15 protein-coding genes are annotated in these 14,540 nt (G+C 55.9%); 11 read left to right on the top strand and 4 right to left on the bottom strand.

Going from position 1 to position 14,540, the window contains the following annotated elements; genetic code table 11:
• Nucleotides 1-40: 40 nt before the first annotated feature.
• Nucleotides 41-472, top strand: a complete 432-nt coding sequence (locus tag ACHZBF_RS11030; protein ID WP_029132595.1) for a universal stress protein — start codon at nucleotides 41-43, stop codon at nucleotides 470-472.
• 133 nt (nucleotides 473-605) lie between these two features.
• The gene (locus ACHZBF_RS11025) at nucleotides 606-797 is read left to right on the top strand and encodes a hypothetical protein (RefSeq protein WP_029132596.1); all 192 of its coding nucleotides are present in this window, start codon (nucleotides 606-608) and stop codon (nucleotides 795-797) included.
• A 69-nt stretch (nucleotides 798-866) separates the two neighbouring features.
• Here the strand turns inward: ACHZBF_RS11025 and ACHZBF_RS11020 are convergent, their stop codons facing one another.
• The gene (locus ACHZBF_RS11020; protein ID WP_029132597.1) at nucleotides 867-1,346 is read right to left on the bottom strand and encodes an Lrp/AsnC family transcriptional regulator; all 480 of its coding nucleotides are present in this window, start codon (nucleotides 1,344-1,346) and stop codon (nucleotides 867-869) included.
• A gap of 185 nt (nucleotides 1,347-1,531) precedes the next feature.
• Here ACHZBF_RS11020 and ipdC point away from each other — a divergent pair, with 185 nt between their 5' ends.
• A complete protein-coding gene (gene ipdC, locus ACHZBF_RS11015) occupies nucleotides 1,532-3,160 on the top strand; it encodes an indolepyruvate/phenylpyruvate decarboxylase (RefSeq protein ID WP_029132598.1) in 1,629 nt (542 codons plus the stop codon).
• Nucleotides 3,161-3,278: 118 nt separating this feature from the next.
• Here the strand turns inward: ipdC and ACHZBF_RS11010 are convergent, their stop codons facing one another.
• Both ACHZBF_RS11010 and ACHZBF_RS11005 read right to left on the bottom strand, forming a co-directional pair.
• Nucleotides 3,279-4,202 (bottom strand): bifunctional helix-turn-helix transcriptional regulator/GNAT family N-acetyltransferase, encoded by a 924-nt coding sequence (locus tag ACHZBF_RS11010; RefSeq protein WP_321528426.1) that lies wholly within the window; start codon nucleotides 4,200-4,202, stop codon nucleotides 3,279-3,281.
• A gap of 200 nt (nucleotides 4,203-4,402) precedes the next feature.
• Complete coding sequence (locus tag ACHZBF_RS11005) at nucleotides 4,403-4,792, bottom strand: hypothetical protein (protein WP_029132600.1); 390 nt, start codon at nucleotides 4,790-4,792, stop codon at nucleotides 4,403-4,405.
• Nucleotides 4,793-4,952: 160 nt separating this feature from the next.
• Between ACHZBF_RS11005 and ACHZBF_RS11000 the strand changes: the two genes are divergently transcribed.
• Entirely contained in the window at nucleotides 4,953-6,425 is a 1,473-nt protein-coding gene (locus ACHZBF_RS11000) for a 2Fe-2S iron-sulfur cluster-binding protein (protein WP_321528425.1), read from the top strand.
• A gap of 221 nt (nucleotides 6,426-6,646) precedes the next feature.
• Here the strand turns inward: ACHZBF_RS11000 and ACHZBF_RS10995 are convergent, their stop codons facing one another.
• Entirely contained in the window at nucleotides 6,647-6,844 is a 198-nt protein-coding gene (locus tag ACHZBF_RS10995) for a hypothetical protein (RefSeq protein WP_273437268.1), read from the bottom strand.
• 376 nt (nucleotides 6,845-7,220) lie between these two features.
• Between ACHZBF_RS10995 and ACHZBF_RS10990 the strand changes: the two genes are divergently transcribed.
• The 7 genes from ACHZBF_RS10990 to ACHZBF_RS10960 all read left to right on the top strand — a co-directional run bounded on the left by ACHZBF_RS10990 (nucleotide 7,221) and on the right by ACHZBF_RS10960 (nucleotide 14,309).
• Entirely contained in the window at nucleotides 7,221-7,604 is a 384-nt protein-coding gene (locus tag ACHZBF_RS10990; RefSeq protein WP_321528424.1) for a VOC family protein, read from the top strand.
• 376 nt (nucleotides 7,605-7,980) lie between these two features.
• Nucleotides 7,981-9,825 (top strand): AAA family ATPase, encoded by a 1,845-nt coding sequence (locus tag ACHZBF_RS10985; protein ID WP_321528423.1) that lies wholly within the window; start codon nucleotides 7,981-7,983, stop codon nucleotides 9,823-9,825.
• A gap of 12 nt (nucleotides 9,826-9,837) precedes the next feature.
• Complete coding sequence (locus ACHZBF_RS10980) at nucleotides 9,838-10,815, top strand: general secretion pathway protein GspB (protein ID WP_321528422.1); 978 nt, start codon at nucleotides 9,838-9,840, stop codon at nucleotides 10,813-10,815.
• An 86-nt stretch (nucleotides 10,816-10,901) separates the two neighbouring features.
• Nucleotides 10,902-11,564 (top strand): TetR/AcrR family transcriptional regulator, encoded by a 663-nt coding sequence (locus ACHZBF_RS10975; RefSeq protein WP_321528421.1) that lies wholly within the window; start codon nucleotides 10,902-10,904, stop codon nucleotides 11,562-11,564.
• Nucleotides 11,565-11,579: 15 nt separating this feature from the next.
• Nucleotides 11,580-12,650 carry a metal-dependent hydrolase gene (locus tag ACHZBF_RS10970; protein WP_273437273.1) on the top strand — a complete coding sequence of 357 codons (1,071 nt, stop codon included), beginning with the start codon at nucleotides 11,580-11,582 and terminating at the stop codon, nucleotides 12,648-12,650.
• A gap of 72 nt (nucleotides 12,651-12,722) precedes the next feature.
• Nucleotides 12,723-13,613, top strand: coding sequence for a toll/interleukin-1 receptor domain-containing protein (locus tag ACHZBF_RS10965; protein WP_273437274.1), 891 nt, complete (start codon nucleotides 12,723-12,725; stop codon nucleotides 13,611-13,613).
• Between the two features lie 243 nt (nucleotides 13,614-13,856).
• Nucleotides 13,857-14,309 carry a DUF302 domain-containing protein gene (locus tag ACHZBF_RS10960; protein WP_321528420.1) on the top strand — a complete coding sequence of 151 codons (453 nt, stop codon included), beginning with the start codon at nucleotides 13,857-13,859 and terminating at the stop codon, nucleotides 14,307-14,309.
• Nucleotides 14,310-14,540 lie beyond the last annotated feature (231 nt).

The raw sequence follows: 14,540 nt of genomic DNA, 5'->3' as shown, positions 1-14,540 counted from the left end.
TCTGCTTTGAAGGGGCCGCCCATGGTAAAAGGAACCGGTTATGTTCAAAAAAATATTGCTACCGATTGATCTCCAGGAGACGGAGCTGGCAGTCAAGGCGTTGAAGATTGCCACTGATGAAGCGCGCAAACATCAGGCCGAGATCTATGTGATGACGGTGCTGCCGGGGTTTGGTATGCCGCTGGTCGCCTCCTTCTTTCCCGACCAGGCGATGAAGGAAGCAATGAAAGAGGTGGCCAAGGTGATAAAACGCTACATCCGTGACAATCTGCCCGATGACATCGTCACCCATCCGGTGATTACCGAAGGCAATCCGCCGGAGCAGATCCTCAAACAGGCGAAAAAGATCGAAGCGGATCTAATTGTCATCCCATCCCACACCAAGGGCTTGTCACAGGTCTTTCTTGGCTCCTGTGCCGCCAAGGTGGTGGAACACGCCAAATGCTCTGTCATGGTGATCAAGGGTGAGTGATGATTTGCCCCACAACGCCGTGATAGATAGCATGGTGGTGTAGGGTGGATAAACCAGGTGCGGCCGCTGTGCATATTCTGACAATGGCAAGTGTCATATTTGTATTCTGAATTTTACGCAAGGAGTAAGCCCCATGGGGAAAAAGAAGAGTGAGAAGAAGAGTGAAAAAAAAGCCGAAGAGCTGAAGCAGAAGGCGAAAGCCAAGGCTAAAGCTAAGGCCAAAGCCAAGGCCAAGAAGCGTAAGGAGAAAAAGAAGGCCAAAAACAAACTTGATAAAAAGAAAAAACAGAAGAAGAAAAAAGGGTCGAAAAAAAGCAAGAAGTGAAGCATCCCGGCTATAGATGAAACCCAATGCAACAACACCCGTCACGGCGGGTGTTGTGCTTTCCACAGATTAATTCTCCAGCTCCAGCAGGGGCAGAGAACTGCGGGCCTTGATCTGCGACAGCTGGATATTTGACTTGATGGAAGAGACACCGGGCATCTTCATCAGATGCTCGGAAATAAAGCGCGAAAAACCCTGTAGATTCCTCGCAATCACCCGCATCTCATAATCGCCATCACCTGTTATCAGCAGGCACTCGAGGATTTCCGGCCGTGCTTGTACCGCTTTTTCAAATGCCCCGGCGATATTTTCCTGATGCTTTTCCAGGGTGATGTTAATCAGTGCCACCACATCCAGTCCCAGAGCCTGTGGGTCGATTACTGCCGAATAACCGGTGATGATGCCGGCTTTTTCCAGTTGCTGCAGTCGCCTGGCACATTGGGAGGGGGAGAGGTTGATCCGTTCCGACAGGGCCACGTGGCTGAGACGGGCATCCTGCTGCAGATGATGCAGGATCAGCTTGTCGTACTTGTCCAGTTTGATGGTCATGGCCTACCCCTGTGGCATGTAAAGCCGTGTATTCTGGAAGAATAATGCTTGAAACATTCATATTAAACAAAAATATGCAATAAACAAGCGTATTTGCTTAAAAACTCTTCAGCATACACGCGATAACGTCATGTGGTTTCCGCTATGCTGGCGCCCAGTTTTTACCCTGACCTGGAGAGATGATCATGACACTGGCCGAGGCACTGCTGGACGGTTTGAAACGGCATGGGGCGGAAGAGATATTCGGCATCCCCGGGGACTTTGCCCTGCCTTTTTTCAAGGTGATTGAGCAGTCGGGCATCCTGCCCTTCTTTACCCTGAGCCATGAGCCGGGGGTCGGCTTTGCCGCTGATGCAGCGGGGCGCTGTCGCGGTTCCCTGGGGGTGGCGGTGGTCACTTATGGGGCCGGTGCCTTTAACATGGTCAACAGCGTGGCCTGCGCCTATGCGGAGAAGTCGCCGCTGGTGGTGATCTCCGGCGCACCCGGTATCGCCGAGAAGCAGGGTGATCTGTTGCTGCATCATCAGGTGAAAACCCTCGGCTCCCAGTTCGAGGTATTCAAGGAGTTTACCTGTGACCAGGTGGTGCTGGATGATCCGCGCAACGCACCGGAAAAGATCGCCCGGGTGTTGCGCAACTGCCTCGAGCAGTCACGCCCGGTCTATATCGAGTTTCCCCGTGATCTGGTCAATGCCGCCTGTGATGCCGTTCCGCTGCTGGAACCTTCCGTGGCTGATCCCCAGGCGCTGGCCGCCTGTGCGGAAGATATCCTGACCCGGATCACGGCGGCCGAGCGGCCGGTGATCCTGGCCGGTGTCGAGGTGCGCCGCTACGGACTGGAGCAAAAGGTGGCTGAGCTGTCGCGACGGCTGAACCTGCCGGTGGCCACTTCGTTCATGGGCCGTGGCCTGTTCTCCAAATCCGACTGCCCACTGATCGGCTCCTATATTGGCATGGCTGGCGACGCGGCAGTCTGCGAGGCGGTGGAGGAGTCGGACCAGTTGTTGATGTTGGGGGTGATTGTCTGTGACACTAATTTCGGCGTCTCGGCCAAGCGGCTGGATATTCGCCATACCGTGAACGCCTCGGACCGCGAGGTACAGGTGGGTTATCACGGCTACCGGGGACTCTCCCTGTCCGAACTGGTGGATGAACTGTTGTGCCAGACCGAATCCAATGCCAACCATGCCACGCCGGTCAAGCCGGACTATCCCCGCGGCTTGGAGGCGGATGCATCACCTGTCGTACCCACCGATATTGCCCGGGCGGTCAATGACCTGTTCGACCGGCATGGTCCGATGCCGATCGCCTCGGACATCGGGGACTGCCTGTTTACCGCCATGGATATGGACAATACCCAGCTGGTGGCGCCCGGCTATTACGCCACCATGGGATTTGGCGTGCCGGCGGGATTGGGTCTGCAGGCGGCCACCGGACAGCGCCCTATTATCCTGGTGGGTGACGGGGCGTTCCAGATGACCGGTTGGGAACTGGGCAACTGCCGGCGCTATGGCTGGGATCCTATTGTGCTGCTGTTCAACAACAGCTGTTGGGGCATGCTGGCTACTTTTCAGCCGGAGAGCCGCTTCAACCAGCTGGATGACTGGCACTTTGCCGACATGTGCGGCCCGCTGGGGGGCGATGGAGTGCGGGTCAACAATCGGGCCGAACTGCAGGCCGCACTGGAGCAAGCGGTTGCCACCCGGGGACGGTTTCAGCTGATCGAGATCATGCTGGCACCGGATGCCCGCAGCGCCACCCTGCAGCAGTTCATTGAGGCACAGGGCCGGCGTACCGGGATGCGGCCGGGTTGACGCCATGGCTCCGGGGGGAGCGGTGCGCAGTTCGTGGGTTGGGATGAGGGACGAATCCCAACATCACGGTGCATGGAGATGAATCCCCCGTTGGGGTTAGCGGGTTCACCCCTACCCATTACAGATCCATGTCCCAGCACTCACTGGTGAGCTCGGTGCCGAACAGTTTTTCCTGCCAGGCCCGGGTACAGCTGAAGCCCGTCTTGCCATAGAGTTTTCTCGCCTGCGTCAGGTCTGAGCAGGTCCAGAGGGTGATCTTCCGGTAACCGGACTGGCGGCAAAAATCGACACACTGTTCAATGAGTTGTCTGCCGATCAGCATTCCGCGAAAACGGGGCTCTACCAGCAACGCGCGCAGCCGGGCGGTGGTGTCATCCTCCTTGACGGCAAAGATACTGCCGGCGAACTGTCCGCCCACCTCTGCCACCCAGCCCTGCTCGCGCTGTTTGTCATAATGGCTGGCGAATGCCGAGAGCACCTCCAGTACCGTACGCTCGAAACTCTGATCCCAGCCGTATTCATCGGCGTAGAGCACGGCGTGCCGGTTGATAATGGTGCCGAGATCACCCAGCTTCAGGGGGCGTATCAGCACTGCGCGCTGCTTGTCGGATTCCAGCAGTTGACGGATTCGTTGCATGGCCGATATCAGCTCGTCCTGCTGGTCCGGGGGCAACGGCTTGAGCAGTTGTTGCAGATTTTCCCGTGCCAGGCTATCCAGCGACCCCAACCGGGTCTTTCCAGAAGGTGTCAGGGTAAGCTGCTTGCGCCGCCGATCCTCTGGATCAGGGGTACGCTGCAGCAGACCCTGATCCAGCAGTTTGGCGAGTATCCGGCTCACGTAGCCTGGGTCCATGCGCAGATAATCGGCCAGTGATGTGGCGGTAGTACTGCTGTCCCCGGCCACCTCGAACAGCACGCGGATCTCGGGCAGGCTGTACTGTTGGCCGAGAAAACCCTCGTCGAGGATACCGATGTGGCGGGTATAAAAGCGGTTGAATGCGCGGATCTGATCGATCCTGTCTGCTGTCTGGTTGCCGGTCATCGTCCGTTCTCCCTGGGCCTGTGCAGCTAATATGCAGCCAAATAGTTGACTGAGTCAAATAAAAAAGCCGGCCGTTTTCCGGATGTTCGAATTCATACATTCCGGGGAGATGAGCGGTGATGCGGCGTTCACAGGACGCCCTAGGGGCGGAGAGGTCCATCGGGATGCCTATAGGGCATGCCCGCCAATCGACCGGTGAATCAGTTGAAACTGAGTCGGCCTATCAGGGGGAAGCGGAATTCGTTCCCGGCCATCGCCTTGGCCAATCCGACAATGCCGAGTAGTACCAGGGTGGAGTGGACGGTGGTGAAATAGAGAATCAGCACCATCCAGGTGTTGGCACTTTTATAACCCCCGAGCCAGAGGATCGCCAGGTTGGCAATCACCAGCAGAATACCGCCGATAATGCTGGCAATGAAGGTCTGTTCCAGATGACAACGAGCCAGGGGCGGAGCGCTGTGGCGATGCTTGAAATAGAGATAGGCAAGCCAGAGAAAACAGACGCCGGGCAGGAGCAGCAGGTTGGAAAGGAACAGCGCCTCCGCCATGATAGCCAGTTGGGTGCCGGGTTGTTCATTTGTCTCATTCATAGCCTGAAACCGTTGTTGTTTATTCTGTTTGACTACAGTGTAGCTGCTGACATGATACGGGCAACGGCTTCAGCTGTCTCTTGTCCCGCCGCTGTTTACGCTTACTATTCAAGTGGGAACTGCTATATTGCCTGTCAGAGTGAATCAGGAGGGAAGCCGTATGCCACAACTGTTATCACTGTCCCGGGCCGCGCGTCTCGCGGATGTCACGCGCGGCGAGTTGCAGAAAAAAATCAGAAAAGAGCGGGTCAAGACCTTTGAAGGTGAGATCGCCGTAGAGGATCTGTTGATTCTCTATCCCCATGTCAATCTGGATGATGACCCGGTGCTTGAGCGGGTCCAGCGCATCAAGAGCGAGGCACGCCCGAAATCCCATTACAGTGACGGCTGGATGCCTGATCCTCAGGTATTGATGCAGCGCCTGCATGAATTTCAGCACACCCTGGTACAGACCAAGTCAGCGCTAAACACCTCAGAGGCGCTACTGGATGAAGTGGTTTCCGATCTGCGGAGTGCACTGGAAAAGCCCGAGACCGCCCTGCGCGCGGCCATCAAACTATGCATTGGCAAACTGGATGGTGCGATGGGTCGGCTGGATCGGGCAGGAGACGCCAAGGCGCGGCTGTTTGCCAAGGATGCACTGCTGAAGATTGTCACCGCCAGTGTACGCCTGCAACCAAGTGGGCATGAATATTTTATCGAGGGCAATGACTCGATCCTGGAGGCCGGCCTCAAGGCCGGTCTATATCTCGACTACGGTTGCACCAGTGGCAATTGTGGCGCTTGCAAGTGCAAGGTGGTCTCCGGTGCCGTGCGCAAGCTGCGTCAACACGACTATGTGCTGAGTGCCAAAGAGCAGGAGGAAGGCTATGTCCTGGCCTGTTCCAATACGGCTATATCCGATCTGGTGATTGAGGCCAATGAGGCGTCAGTCAGCGATGAATTGCCGCATCAGATGATTCGTGCCGTCGTGCGCAAGGTGGAGCGGGAGAGCCCTGAACTGGCGGTGCTGCATGTGCAGACGCCGCGCACCCGGTCGCTTCGCTTCAAGGCGGGCCAGCGCGTGCAGGTGACCACCGAGGCGGGTGTGAGCGATACACTTTATATTGCCAGCTGCCCCTGTGATGGCCGCAATCTGCTGTTTCTGCTCTTTGCCGGTATCGGTTCTGCACTGGAAGAGACGGTATTCAACTGCGACCTTGTAAAGCAGACGCTGGTGCTGGAAGGTCCGGAAGGTCAGTTTCTGTTGCATGAAGATTCCAAACGCCCGGTGTTGTTTGTCGCCAGGGGCGGTGGTCTGGCGCCGGTCAAGAGCCTGGTGGAACAGGCCATTACCATCGATGAAGCGGAAGATATCTCCCTGATCCTGGTGGGTGGAAGCCCGGCCGGCTCCTCCCTGGAACGGCTTTGTCGATCCTGGGATGATGCCCTGGATAACTTCCAGTACCGCAGCACCGAGGCAACCATTGCGGCCGATGAATTGGTCGGGCAGATTGTCCAGGCGATGGAAGAGAATGCGCGAACCGAGATCTATATCGCCGGTCCCGATGCCTGGTTGCAGGAGCTGTTACAGGTGGCAGCAGGAAAAGGCGTGGACACCGGTGAATGGTCGCTGGAAACGGTGGGGTGTTGACCTGGATGCCCCGGTTGCAAAGGTGGATTAAAATGGTTTGCGCCCATGCCGGTCGCATCCGTTTCAACCCGGTTTTATCAGCCACATAGTGACCGCCGGCGTGGATGTCTCCACTCCGTAAATCGCCCGGGTACATCAGGTATCCCGCGTTAATTCGGATGATAACCGGCAGTTTGTATACAGGCTTACATCATTCGATGGATTCCGGTATGCCGGTTATTTCATTCGCTCTTTGCTGCATCCTTGATGGCTTCACCGGCCTTTTCCATCTGCTCGCCGGCCTGTTCGGCCGCGTTGTCGATTTTTTCGCCCGCCTGTTCTGCCGGTCCGTCATTCTGGTCACAGCCGGTGAGTGCAACTAGTAGTGCACCCGTGGCTAAGGAGAGACCGATGGTGGCGCCACGTTTTGTAAGTTTCATTACGCTGTTCCTCGGTAATGGTGTTTTCGCTAATGGAATCTGATTTCAAGACATGCGCACCCCTGGGCGTGGTTACTGCGAAATGGGTTACTGCAACATTGGCCGAGGCCAATATTTTATCCAGTAAATATCTGTCGTCATCCTGGCCGATTTCGTGGCTAATAATGCCCCATAATACTGCTGAACCCATGGTGCCGTCCGTGTCGCCCCGGTAAGTATAGCCTAACCCGCAAGTAGCGAGTGGCTCCTGAGTTTATGATCTGACTGCGCATGACTATGGGACAGTATGAAACACGTTATTTTTTCGGTGCTGAACCCTGCACCCCATATTTTCTCTTATATATTTAGAGAGCTATGTGAAATCAGGAGATCAGGCATGAATCTGATAACCACGGGAATAGATCATTTAAATCTTGATGTAATTGACCTGGAAGAGAGCTGTAAATTCTGGAATGAGTTGCTTGGATTTGAGGTGCTGGAAGAGATCCCGGAGCAGAATGGAAAAATTATTGGCGTTAAAAGTGCGCTTTTAGCCTTATATGAGAGGCCGGGTATGCAGAAATATGAGAAAGGTGGGTTTGCACACGTTTCATTCAATATTCAAAACTTTAATGATTTTGAGGAGAGGTGTAGGGAGTTAGGCATCGGCATCAAATATGATGGTCCCATCCAATGGCCACAATCCAGGTCTATCTATATTGAAGATCCGAATGGCTATGACATAGAGCTGTCCGAGGTCTGGGGAGGCAATCTCGTATAAGCATATTTGGGATCGGTTTAATTACCTTTCTTGCGCGTCTGACCTGAATTGCAGCTGAAACAGCAGCGTCATCCGGTTCAACTTGACGGAAGCGGTGGGAGGGCGAATTCTGCCATGGCTTGGCGTAGCGCACGCACGGCGTTGGTGATGGGAAGCTTATTTTTGATTGTAAAATCGTGTTTTTTACAGTTTCCTCGCAGGCAACTGTACGAACTGATTGTTTGACTCATAACACCGTTCATGCCGGGGCACGGGCCGCGACCCCTGGAAATCACTTACATTGCGTCACTCCTCCTCCCGTGCTTACAATGCGGCAATAGTCCATACATATGTTTCCAACTGGAACAAGAGTCGCGAACGACCAGAACTGAAGGCTATGTACACCTCTTATTTCGGTATCGAAGAGAGTCCGTTCTCCATCACCCCTGATCCGCGCTTTCTCTATATGAGTCAGCAGCACCAGGAGGCACTGGGTTATCTGCTCTATGGTGTCAGCGAGAGTGGCGGATTCGTACTGTTGACCGGCGAGGTTGGGGCCGGCAAGACCACGGTATGTCGTTGCCTGCTGGAGCAATTGCCGGAGCATGTGGATGCCGCTCTGATCCTCAATCCGCGCCTGACCGCCTACGAACTGGTCGCCACCCTTTGTGATGAACTGGGGATCGATTACCCGCAATCCTCCCAGAGCCTGAAGGTTTTGTATGATGTACTTAACCGGTATCTGTTGGAGGCGCATGGTGCGGGACGCAGGACGGTGCTCATTATCGATGAGTCGCAAAACCTGAGTCCGGATGCGTTGGAACAGGTTCGGTTGCTGACCAATCTTGAGACCAACAAGCATAAATTACTGCAGATCATACTGATTGGCCAACCCGAACTGAGGGATATGCTTGATCGCCCCGATCTGCGCCAACTCTCCCAGCGGGTCACCGCCCGCTTTCACCTGCCGCCTCTGACTGAGCAGGAGACCCTGGCCTACATAGCCCACAGATTGTCGGTGGTGGGTCTGGACCGTGCTGTATTCAGTCTCTCTAGCCGGCGTCGGGTATACCAGCACTCTGGTGGAGTACCCCGGCTGATAAACACCATTTGCGACCGGGCTCTGTTGGGCGCCTATGCTGAGGACCGGATATCCACTGACCGGCGGATAATCGACAAGGCGGCCGAGGAGGTCACCGGTAAGCGATTGCAGGGCTCGTCCCGGGTATTGCTGATCTCGCTTATCCTCGTTCTGGTCGCCGGTATCGGGGGCTTCACTTATTCACGTGTGGCGAATGTCCCGGTGGCCCAAGACGAGATCGGCCCGGGCGATACCCCAAGGCAGCCACCACTTGCGGTGGGTAAGCCAGGCGAGGCGGTTACTGTCGAACCGGCACCCGCCGTGGATTCCCCGCCAGCAGCAGCGGAGACGCCGGCGCTTGGAGACGAAGTGTTGGCGCCAGGACTCCCGCAACTGTCAACCGCAGTACCTTCAGCAGAACTGCAGGCAGGGGTTGATAAGGTCGATAGCACTCCCCAACCTGAACCGGATCAGACAGATGAAGAACCGCCACTGGCTGCCGATGGCGAATCCTTGATCACCGCCGAGGCATTGAATCCGGTGGATGAATTGATACAAGAATCCCCCGTCGGTAATCTGGTGGGAGCCTTGAACGACCTTTTTGCGTTATGGGGTATGGCCTACGCACAGCTGGATGGTAGTTCTCCCTGCATGCGCGCGGCAGCAGCTCAGCTGGAGTGTCTCCAGGGCAAGGCAAGCCTGCAAAAACTTCGCACCATTGATAGACCTGCAATCATCGAGCTTGCCGGAAATGGGGGCAATGTACACTTCGTTGTACTGGTCGGTTTAGAGGAAACAACTGCACAGGTGCAAGTGGGGGAACGGATTTTCAAGGTGCCCCTGGATGGATTGGCTCGCGTTTATACGGGGGATTACCTATCACTTTGGCATCCGCCGGTTTCGGGCGTAAGTTATTTGCAGCCGGGGATGCGCGGCAATGGTGTGCGCTGGCTCCGAGAAAGCTTGTCTCGGGTTAGAAATTGGGTGGAGACGACGGAGGATGCCGGCTACTTCGATAACGGGTTGTATGATCAGCTGCGTGCATTCCAGAGTGATCAGGGACTGGATGTTGATGGAATCGCAGGTCCCATGACATTTATCTCCTTGAACAGCCTTGTTAATGATACGTCGGTGCCCAGGCTGCGACGTTCAGAAAAATGAGTATATAGCTCTATGTCCTACATACTCGATGCATTAAGAAAATCTGAGCAGGAGAGAAAACTCCAATCCGGTGAGGTGCCCAATCTGTCGACATCCCATGTTGGCAAACCACAAATACGTTCTATAGGGGGGTACTGGCTGGGTATAGTTCTGATGCTGCTGGGAGCCGGGGGGGCGATATTTCTGCTATGGGACCGGCAGGCGCCGAGTGACGTTGCCAAGCAAGTGACTCAGCATCCTGCCACCGATGTGCCCGCCGTGGTGACTCCTTCGCCTTCAGCAACCCGACCACGCATCGTGGAGCCGCCAGCCAAACCTCAGAAGGTGGCGCCTGCGGTCCCCACCATACAAAAAAAGCCAGCGCTACCATCGCAGCCGATACCATCATCGGTCGTCAAGTTGCCCGAGGATTCAGTCAATAAGCCTCCACAACCGGTCTATCCCGTTGTGTCGAAGGGTGGTCGGCTGGCGGAAAAGCTGCGGGCATTGGCAGTGCCTGAACAGTCGGAGGATGCGGCTGAAAAACCGGCAGAACGGCTGGATGAGCGTGTTATTGCCCGCCCGATGCAATCTGAAAAGGTCGCTGAATTGCCACCGACTGTGCCGGTAGACAGGGTTGCCGAGATCTTGAAGGAGGAGAGGGCCAAAAGAGCGGAGCAACCCGTTACAGAACCGGCTCCGGTGCAGGAAGTCCAAGCCCAGGAAAAAACAGAGGCGAACCCGGGCGAACCCGTTCCCGAGCAGAGTGCCCTGGACCTTTACTACCGTACCCTACCCGCGGCACAGAACCATGGGGTGCCGATGACGACAGTCAGTGTTCATGTCTACTACGATGATCCCGCCAAACGATTCATCCTGGGTGGGAGGAAGCGGTATACGGAGGGTGACTCGATGCCCAACGGAGTGAAGCTGGAGTCGATTACGCGGCGGGGCATCATCCTTGAGTACCAGGGAAAGCAGTACCGACATGATATTGGTTGGGGAGGGTGAGGGAACACACCTGAGCTATAATCATGTTATTACCCGTTGAGGGTACGAGGCGCAGGTCGGGCTGGGACTACTGTCGAGGCGGAACCATGACAGACGGGACAACGGTTAAAGCGCGAATCCTGGATATTGCCATCATGTTGGCAGAGGACAAGTCCTGGGAAGCGGTTCGGCTGCAGGAAGTGGCGAGTCGGGCCTCGCTCACACTGGAGGATATCCGGGCCGAATTCAGCGAAAAGGATGAACTGGTCGACGCCTGGTTTGACCGTGCTGACCGTGCCATGTTGATGGATGCCGCGACACTGGTACATACCCGGCTGGCACGACATCAGCGCATGCACCGGGCGATCATGACCTGGCTCAATGCACTGTCCAGACATCGACAGGTGACCCGCCAGATGATCCTCGGGAAACTGGAACCGGGGCATCTGCATCTGCAGATTCCCGCGCTGATGCGCGTCAGTCGTACTGTGCAGTGGATGCGCGAGGCGGCAGGCTATCAGGCCGTTTTTCCTCGGCGGGCGCTGGAGGAGACGGTGCATACCGGTATCTATCTCGCGACCTTTTTCTACTGGATGTCGGATGAATCAGTGCGCTCCCAAAGAACGCACCGATTTCTCCATAGCCAGTTGAGACTGGCCAGCCCGATCTTCAACTGTGGTACTGGATTGATCAGGACCCATGGGCATGACTATGACCCCTCCCGTGACGGAGCACGGACCGAAGTACAAGGTGACCGGTCAATTCATTGAGTTTGTCTGCGGGCGATGGATCCTCTGACCCACTCGTTGTTTGGCGTACTGGTGGTACGTGCTGCGCCTGGCCAGAAAGCGGCGTGGAGCCGCGTCAGCTCCCCACGGGCAATCCTGGTGGGTGCCACCGCCGCCCTCTTTCCCGATATTGACTATCTCGCATTCTGGCTTGATCCGCTCAGTTTCATCGCGGACTGGCATCGGGGCCCGACCCATTCGCTGGTCCTGGCTCCGCTGTGGGCAGCTGCGCTCGGCTGGTCATTCTCAAGATTGTTGCGTGATCGAAGCAATAGCCGTGTCTATATGGGCATTTGTCTGCTCGGGCTGCTGTCTCATATCGCTGGTGATCTTATTACCATATACGGTACGCAGATCCTGGCGCCATTTTCGGATTGGCGCCCGGGATTGGGGACAACCTTTGTCATCGATCCCTATTTCAGCGCGATAGTATTGGCCGGAGTAGTGGCATCACTCAGATGGACAACCATGCGTTGGGCGCGCGTCGGCTTGCTGGTACTGGCGCTTTATCTCGTGCTTCAACTGTTCCTGCAGCAGCGCGCGACCTCGATGGGTGAAACCTATGCCCGGGTCCAGCAACTGGAGCAGGCGACCAGCCGTGCCTTGGCGCAGCCGTTGTCACCTTACAACTGGTTGATCATCGTCACCGAGGGAGAGCGTTATCACCTTGCCCGGGTGAGTCTTGCCGCTACAGGCGATCAGCAACCGGATGGTGCCTGGGGATGGCTGGGGAGGCTCTGGACTGCCTACCGGTCGCCGTCGCTGCTGAACTGGGAGCGATACAGCCACTTCGGGGCGCCCGGCCGTGAGCGGGCGCTGGTGCAGTCAGCGTGGCAAGCGGCCAGGTTTGACGGGTTTCGGCGTTTTGCCCGCTACCCTGTGCTCTATCGTGTGGACCGGGTGGCGGGGGAGACCTGCGTCTGGTTTACCGATCTGCGTTATCTGTTACCGGAACTGATTCCACCATTTCGCTACGGTATGTGCGGCTCGGGGGTGATCGACCACTGGAGACCGTACCGGTTAAGACGCTCCACCCTGGATGAGCGCCAGCCCTTGGGGTATCGCTGAGAAATTAACGTATTCATCGGCGCCAGTGTGCTGCCAGTGACCCATCACCGGCAAGTAGATAGTGGATGTCCTATGCTCGATGGCATGGAGCACGTTATTTTTCTCAGCTATCGGCGCGTGGATACCTCGGGTCACGCGGGTCGTATCAGTGATGACCTGGCGCGTCATTTTGGGCGTTCAGTGACCTTTCGTGACATCGAGTCGATTACCGCCGGAGTCGATTTTGTACAGGCGCTGGAACAGGCTGTCCATGCCGCCCGCGTGTGCATCGTGCTGATCGGTGATACCTGGCTGACCGAAACATCGGCCGATGGCGCGCGTCGTCTCGACAGTCCTGAAGATCACGTCCGGCGTGAGATTGAAATGGCGCTCAATGACTCGGGGCTGAAGGTGATTCCGGTACTCGTGGAGGGTGCCAGCATGCCGGACGAGGATGATCTGCCGGTATCCATTGGGCGACTGGCGCGGCTGCAAGCGGTGGAGTTATCAGAAAGCCGCTGGGACTACGATATGGCGCGACTGGCGGCTGTGCTCGAGGGATTTGGCGTCGGGCGCGAATTGTACAGACGCCTGCCGCACTGGCGGCTTGTTTTGTCGCTGGTGATGGTGTTGGCAGTGGCTTTGTCTGGGCTGTACTACTGGCGCAATATGGTGGGGGTGGAGCAATACACCGGTTTGTGGTATTTGCCCAACGGCAGCTACTGGTCGGTACGGGAAAAGAACGGACGGTTGTGGGTGGATGAGACTCACTACGAATCGCGCCAGGTTTGGCAACAGGGACCTGGCGAAATTTTGGACGGTGAGCTGCAGGTGGCGCTGGAGCTGGTATTCGAGCGTACGGAGTTTCGTTTCCTGTACCGCTTGCGTCTCTCTGCTGATCGGCAGAGCCTCGTGGGTTCGGTGAGACGTTCCAACAGAAGTATTGAACATCCACAGGTGATGACGCGCCGCAACCCGCCGTAACCAGGTAGTGATGTTAGTACGCGAAGGCTCAATGGATTCCATGCTCTCGTGTTCTGCAACATGCCTACTTGATCGGTGGAGAGAGGCGGTAGCGAATTTTTTACTACACTTGTATGGCACTCTCCACGCCATTATTAAACAGATAGTTTGCTTGTCGGTTATCGAACTATATGCGAATAGCGGAGTGGCTTTGCCGGATGCACTTTAGCAATAGTTGAATTCAGTGAATAAATGGAGAATGAGATGAAAAAGGCATTATTTGCAATGTTGGCCCTTCTGTTTATAACCAGTCCGCTAACGGCGGCAGACGGCGTAATCAATGTTCCAAGTGACTACGGTGTCGAGGAGACCGCCAATCGTCTGGAGGAGGTATTGAAGAATAAAGGCATGACCATTTTCAATCGCGTAAAACATTCTGAAAGCGCGGCCGCGGTCGGTATAGAACTGCGCAAAACGGAACTGATCATTTTTGGCAATCCCAAGGTGGGCAGCCCCCTGATGAAATGCCAGCAAACGGTTGCCATTGATCTGCCCCAGAAAGCCCTGGTCTGGGAGGATGAAGCAGCCAAGGTCTGGGTATCCTACAACGACCCGAGATATTTAGAAAAACGGCATAACATCACGGGCTGTGAAGAGACGCTGATGAAGGTGGAAAAGGCATTGGCGGGTATCACAAAATCTGCGGCGACCAAATAAGGTAGCAGAGCCGTGGCCAACCTCGGGTCCGAGGTAATATGACTGGCACTTTAATCCACGACAAAATCGTTGCTGACCTGGGCGAAGGGCGCAAGTAGATAGTGAATGTCCCATGCTCGATGTGGAAGAGAATTCCTGCACGCCGATTCATATAGCGGGCCAGGAGGGTTGCTTAATTCGAGTTCAGCAGTTGCTGTTCGGATAGTCCTGAGACAGATGATTATCTGTTCC

It is taken from the genome of Sedimenticola selenatireducens, from assembly GCF_963675335.2.
GTDB classification, from domain to species: Bacteria; Pseudomonadota; Gammaproteobacteria; order Chromatiales; family Chromatiaceae; genus Sedimenticola; species Sedimenticola selenatireducens.
Note: the sequence above shows the minus strand (reverse complement) of the source record. Positions and strands in the feature narration are given on the sequence as shown.

Excerpts from the sequence above, each read along its gene's own strand:
- ACHZBF_RS10980 (WP_321528422.1), top strand. The coding sequence starts at position 9,838 with ATGTCCTACATACTCGATGCATTAAGAAAATCTGAGCAGGAGAGAAAA.
- ACHZBF_RS11005 (WP_029132600.1), bottom strand. The coding sequence starts at position 4,792 with ATGAATGAGACAAATGAACAACCCGGCACCCAACTGGCTATCATGGCG.
- ACHZBF_RS10970 (WP_273437273.1), top strand. The coding sequence starts at position 11,580 with ATGGATCCTCTGACCCACTCGTTGTTTGGCGTACTGGTGGTACGTGCT.
- ACHZBF_RS10990 (WP_321528424.1), top strand. The coding sequence starts at position 7,221 with ATGAATCTGATAACCACGGGAATAGATCATTTAAATCTTGATGTAATT.
- ACHZBF_RS11030 (WP_029132595.1), top strand. The coding sequence starts at position 41 with ATGTTCAAAAAAATATTGCTACCGATTGATCTCCAGGAGACGGAGCTG.
- ACHZBF_RS10975 (WP_321528421.1), top strand. The coding sequence starts at position 10,902 with ATGACAGACGGGACAACGGTTAAAGCGCGAATCCTGGATATTGCCATC.
- ACHZBF_RS10960 (WP_321528420.1), top strand. The coding sequence starts at position 13,857 with ATGAAAAAGGCATTATTTGCAATGTTGGCCCTTCTGTTTATAACCAGT.
- ACHZBF_RS10985 (WP_321528423.1), top strand. The coding sequence starts at position 7,981 with ATGTACACCTCTTATTTCGGTATCGAAGAGAGTCCGTTCTCCATCACC.
- ACHZBF_RS11000 (WP_321528425.1), top strand. The coding sequence starts at position 4,953 with ATGCCACAACTGTTATCACTGTCCCGGGCCGCGCGTCTCGCGGATGTC.
- ACHZBF_RS10965 (WP_273437274.1), top strand. The coding sequence starts at position 12,723 with ATGCTCGATGGCATGGAGCACGTTATTTTTCTCAGCTATCGGCGCGTG.
- ACHZBF_RS11020 (WP_029132597.1), bottom strand. The coding sequence starts at position 1,346 with ATGACCATCAAACTGGACAAGTACGACAAGCTGATCCTGCATCATCTG.
- ACHZBF_RS10995 (WP_273437268.1), bottom strand. The coding sequence starts at position 6,844 with ATGAAACTTACAAAACGTGGCGCCACCATCGGTCTCTCCTTAGCCACG.
- ipdC (WP_029132598.1), top strand. The coding sequence starts at position 1,532 with ATGACACTGGCCGAGGCACTGCTGGACGGTTTGAAACGGCATGGGGCG.
- ACHZBF_RS11010 (WP_321528426.1), bottom strand. The coding sequence starts at position 4,202 with ATGACCGGCAACCAGACAGCAGACAGGATCGATCAGATCCGCGCATTC.
- ACHZBF_RS11025 (WP_029132596.1), top strand. The coding sequence starts at position 606 with ATGGGGAAAAAGAAGAGTGAGAAGAAGAGTGAAAAAAAAGCCGAAGAG.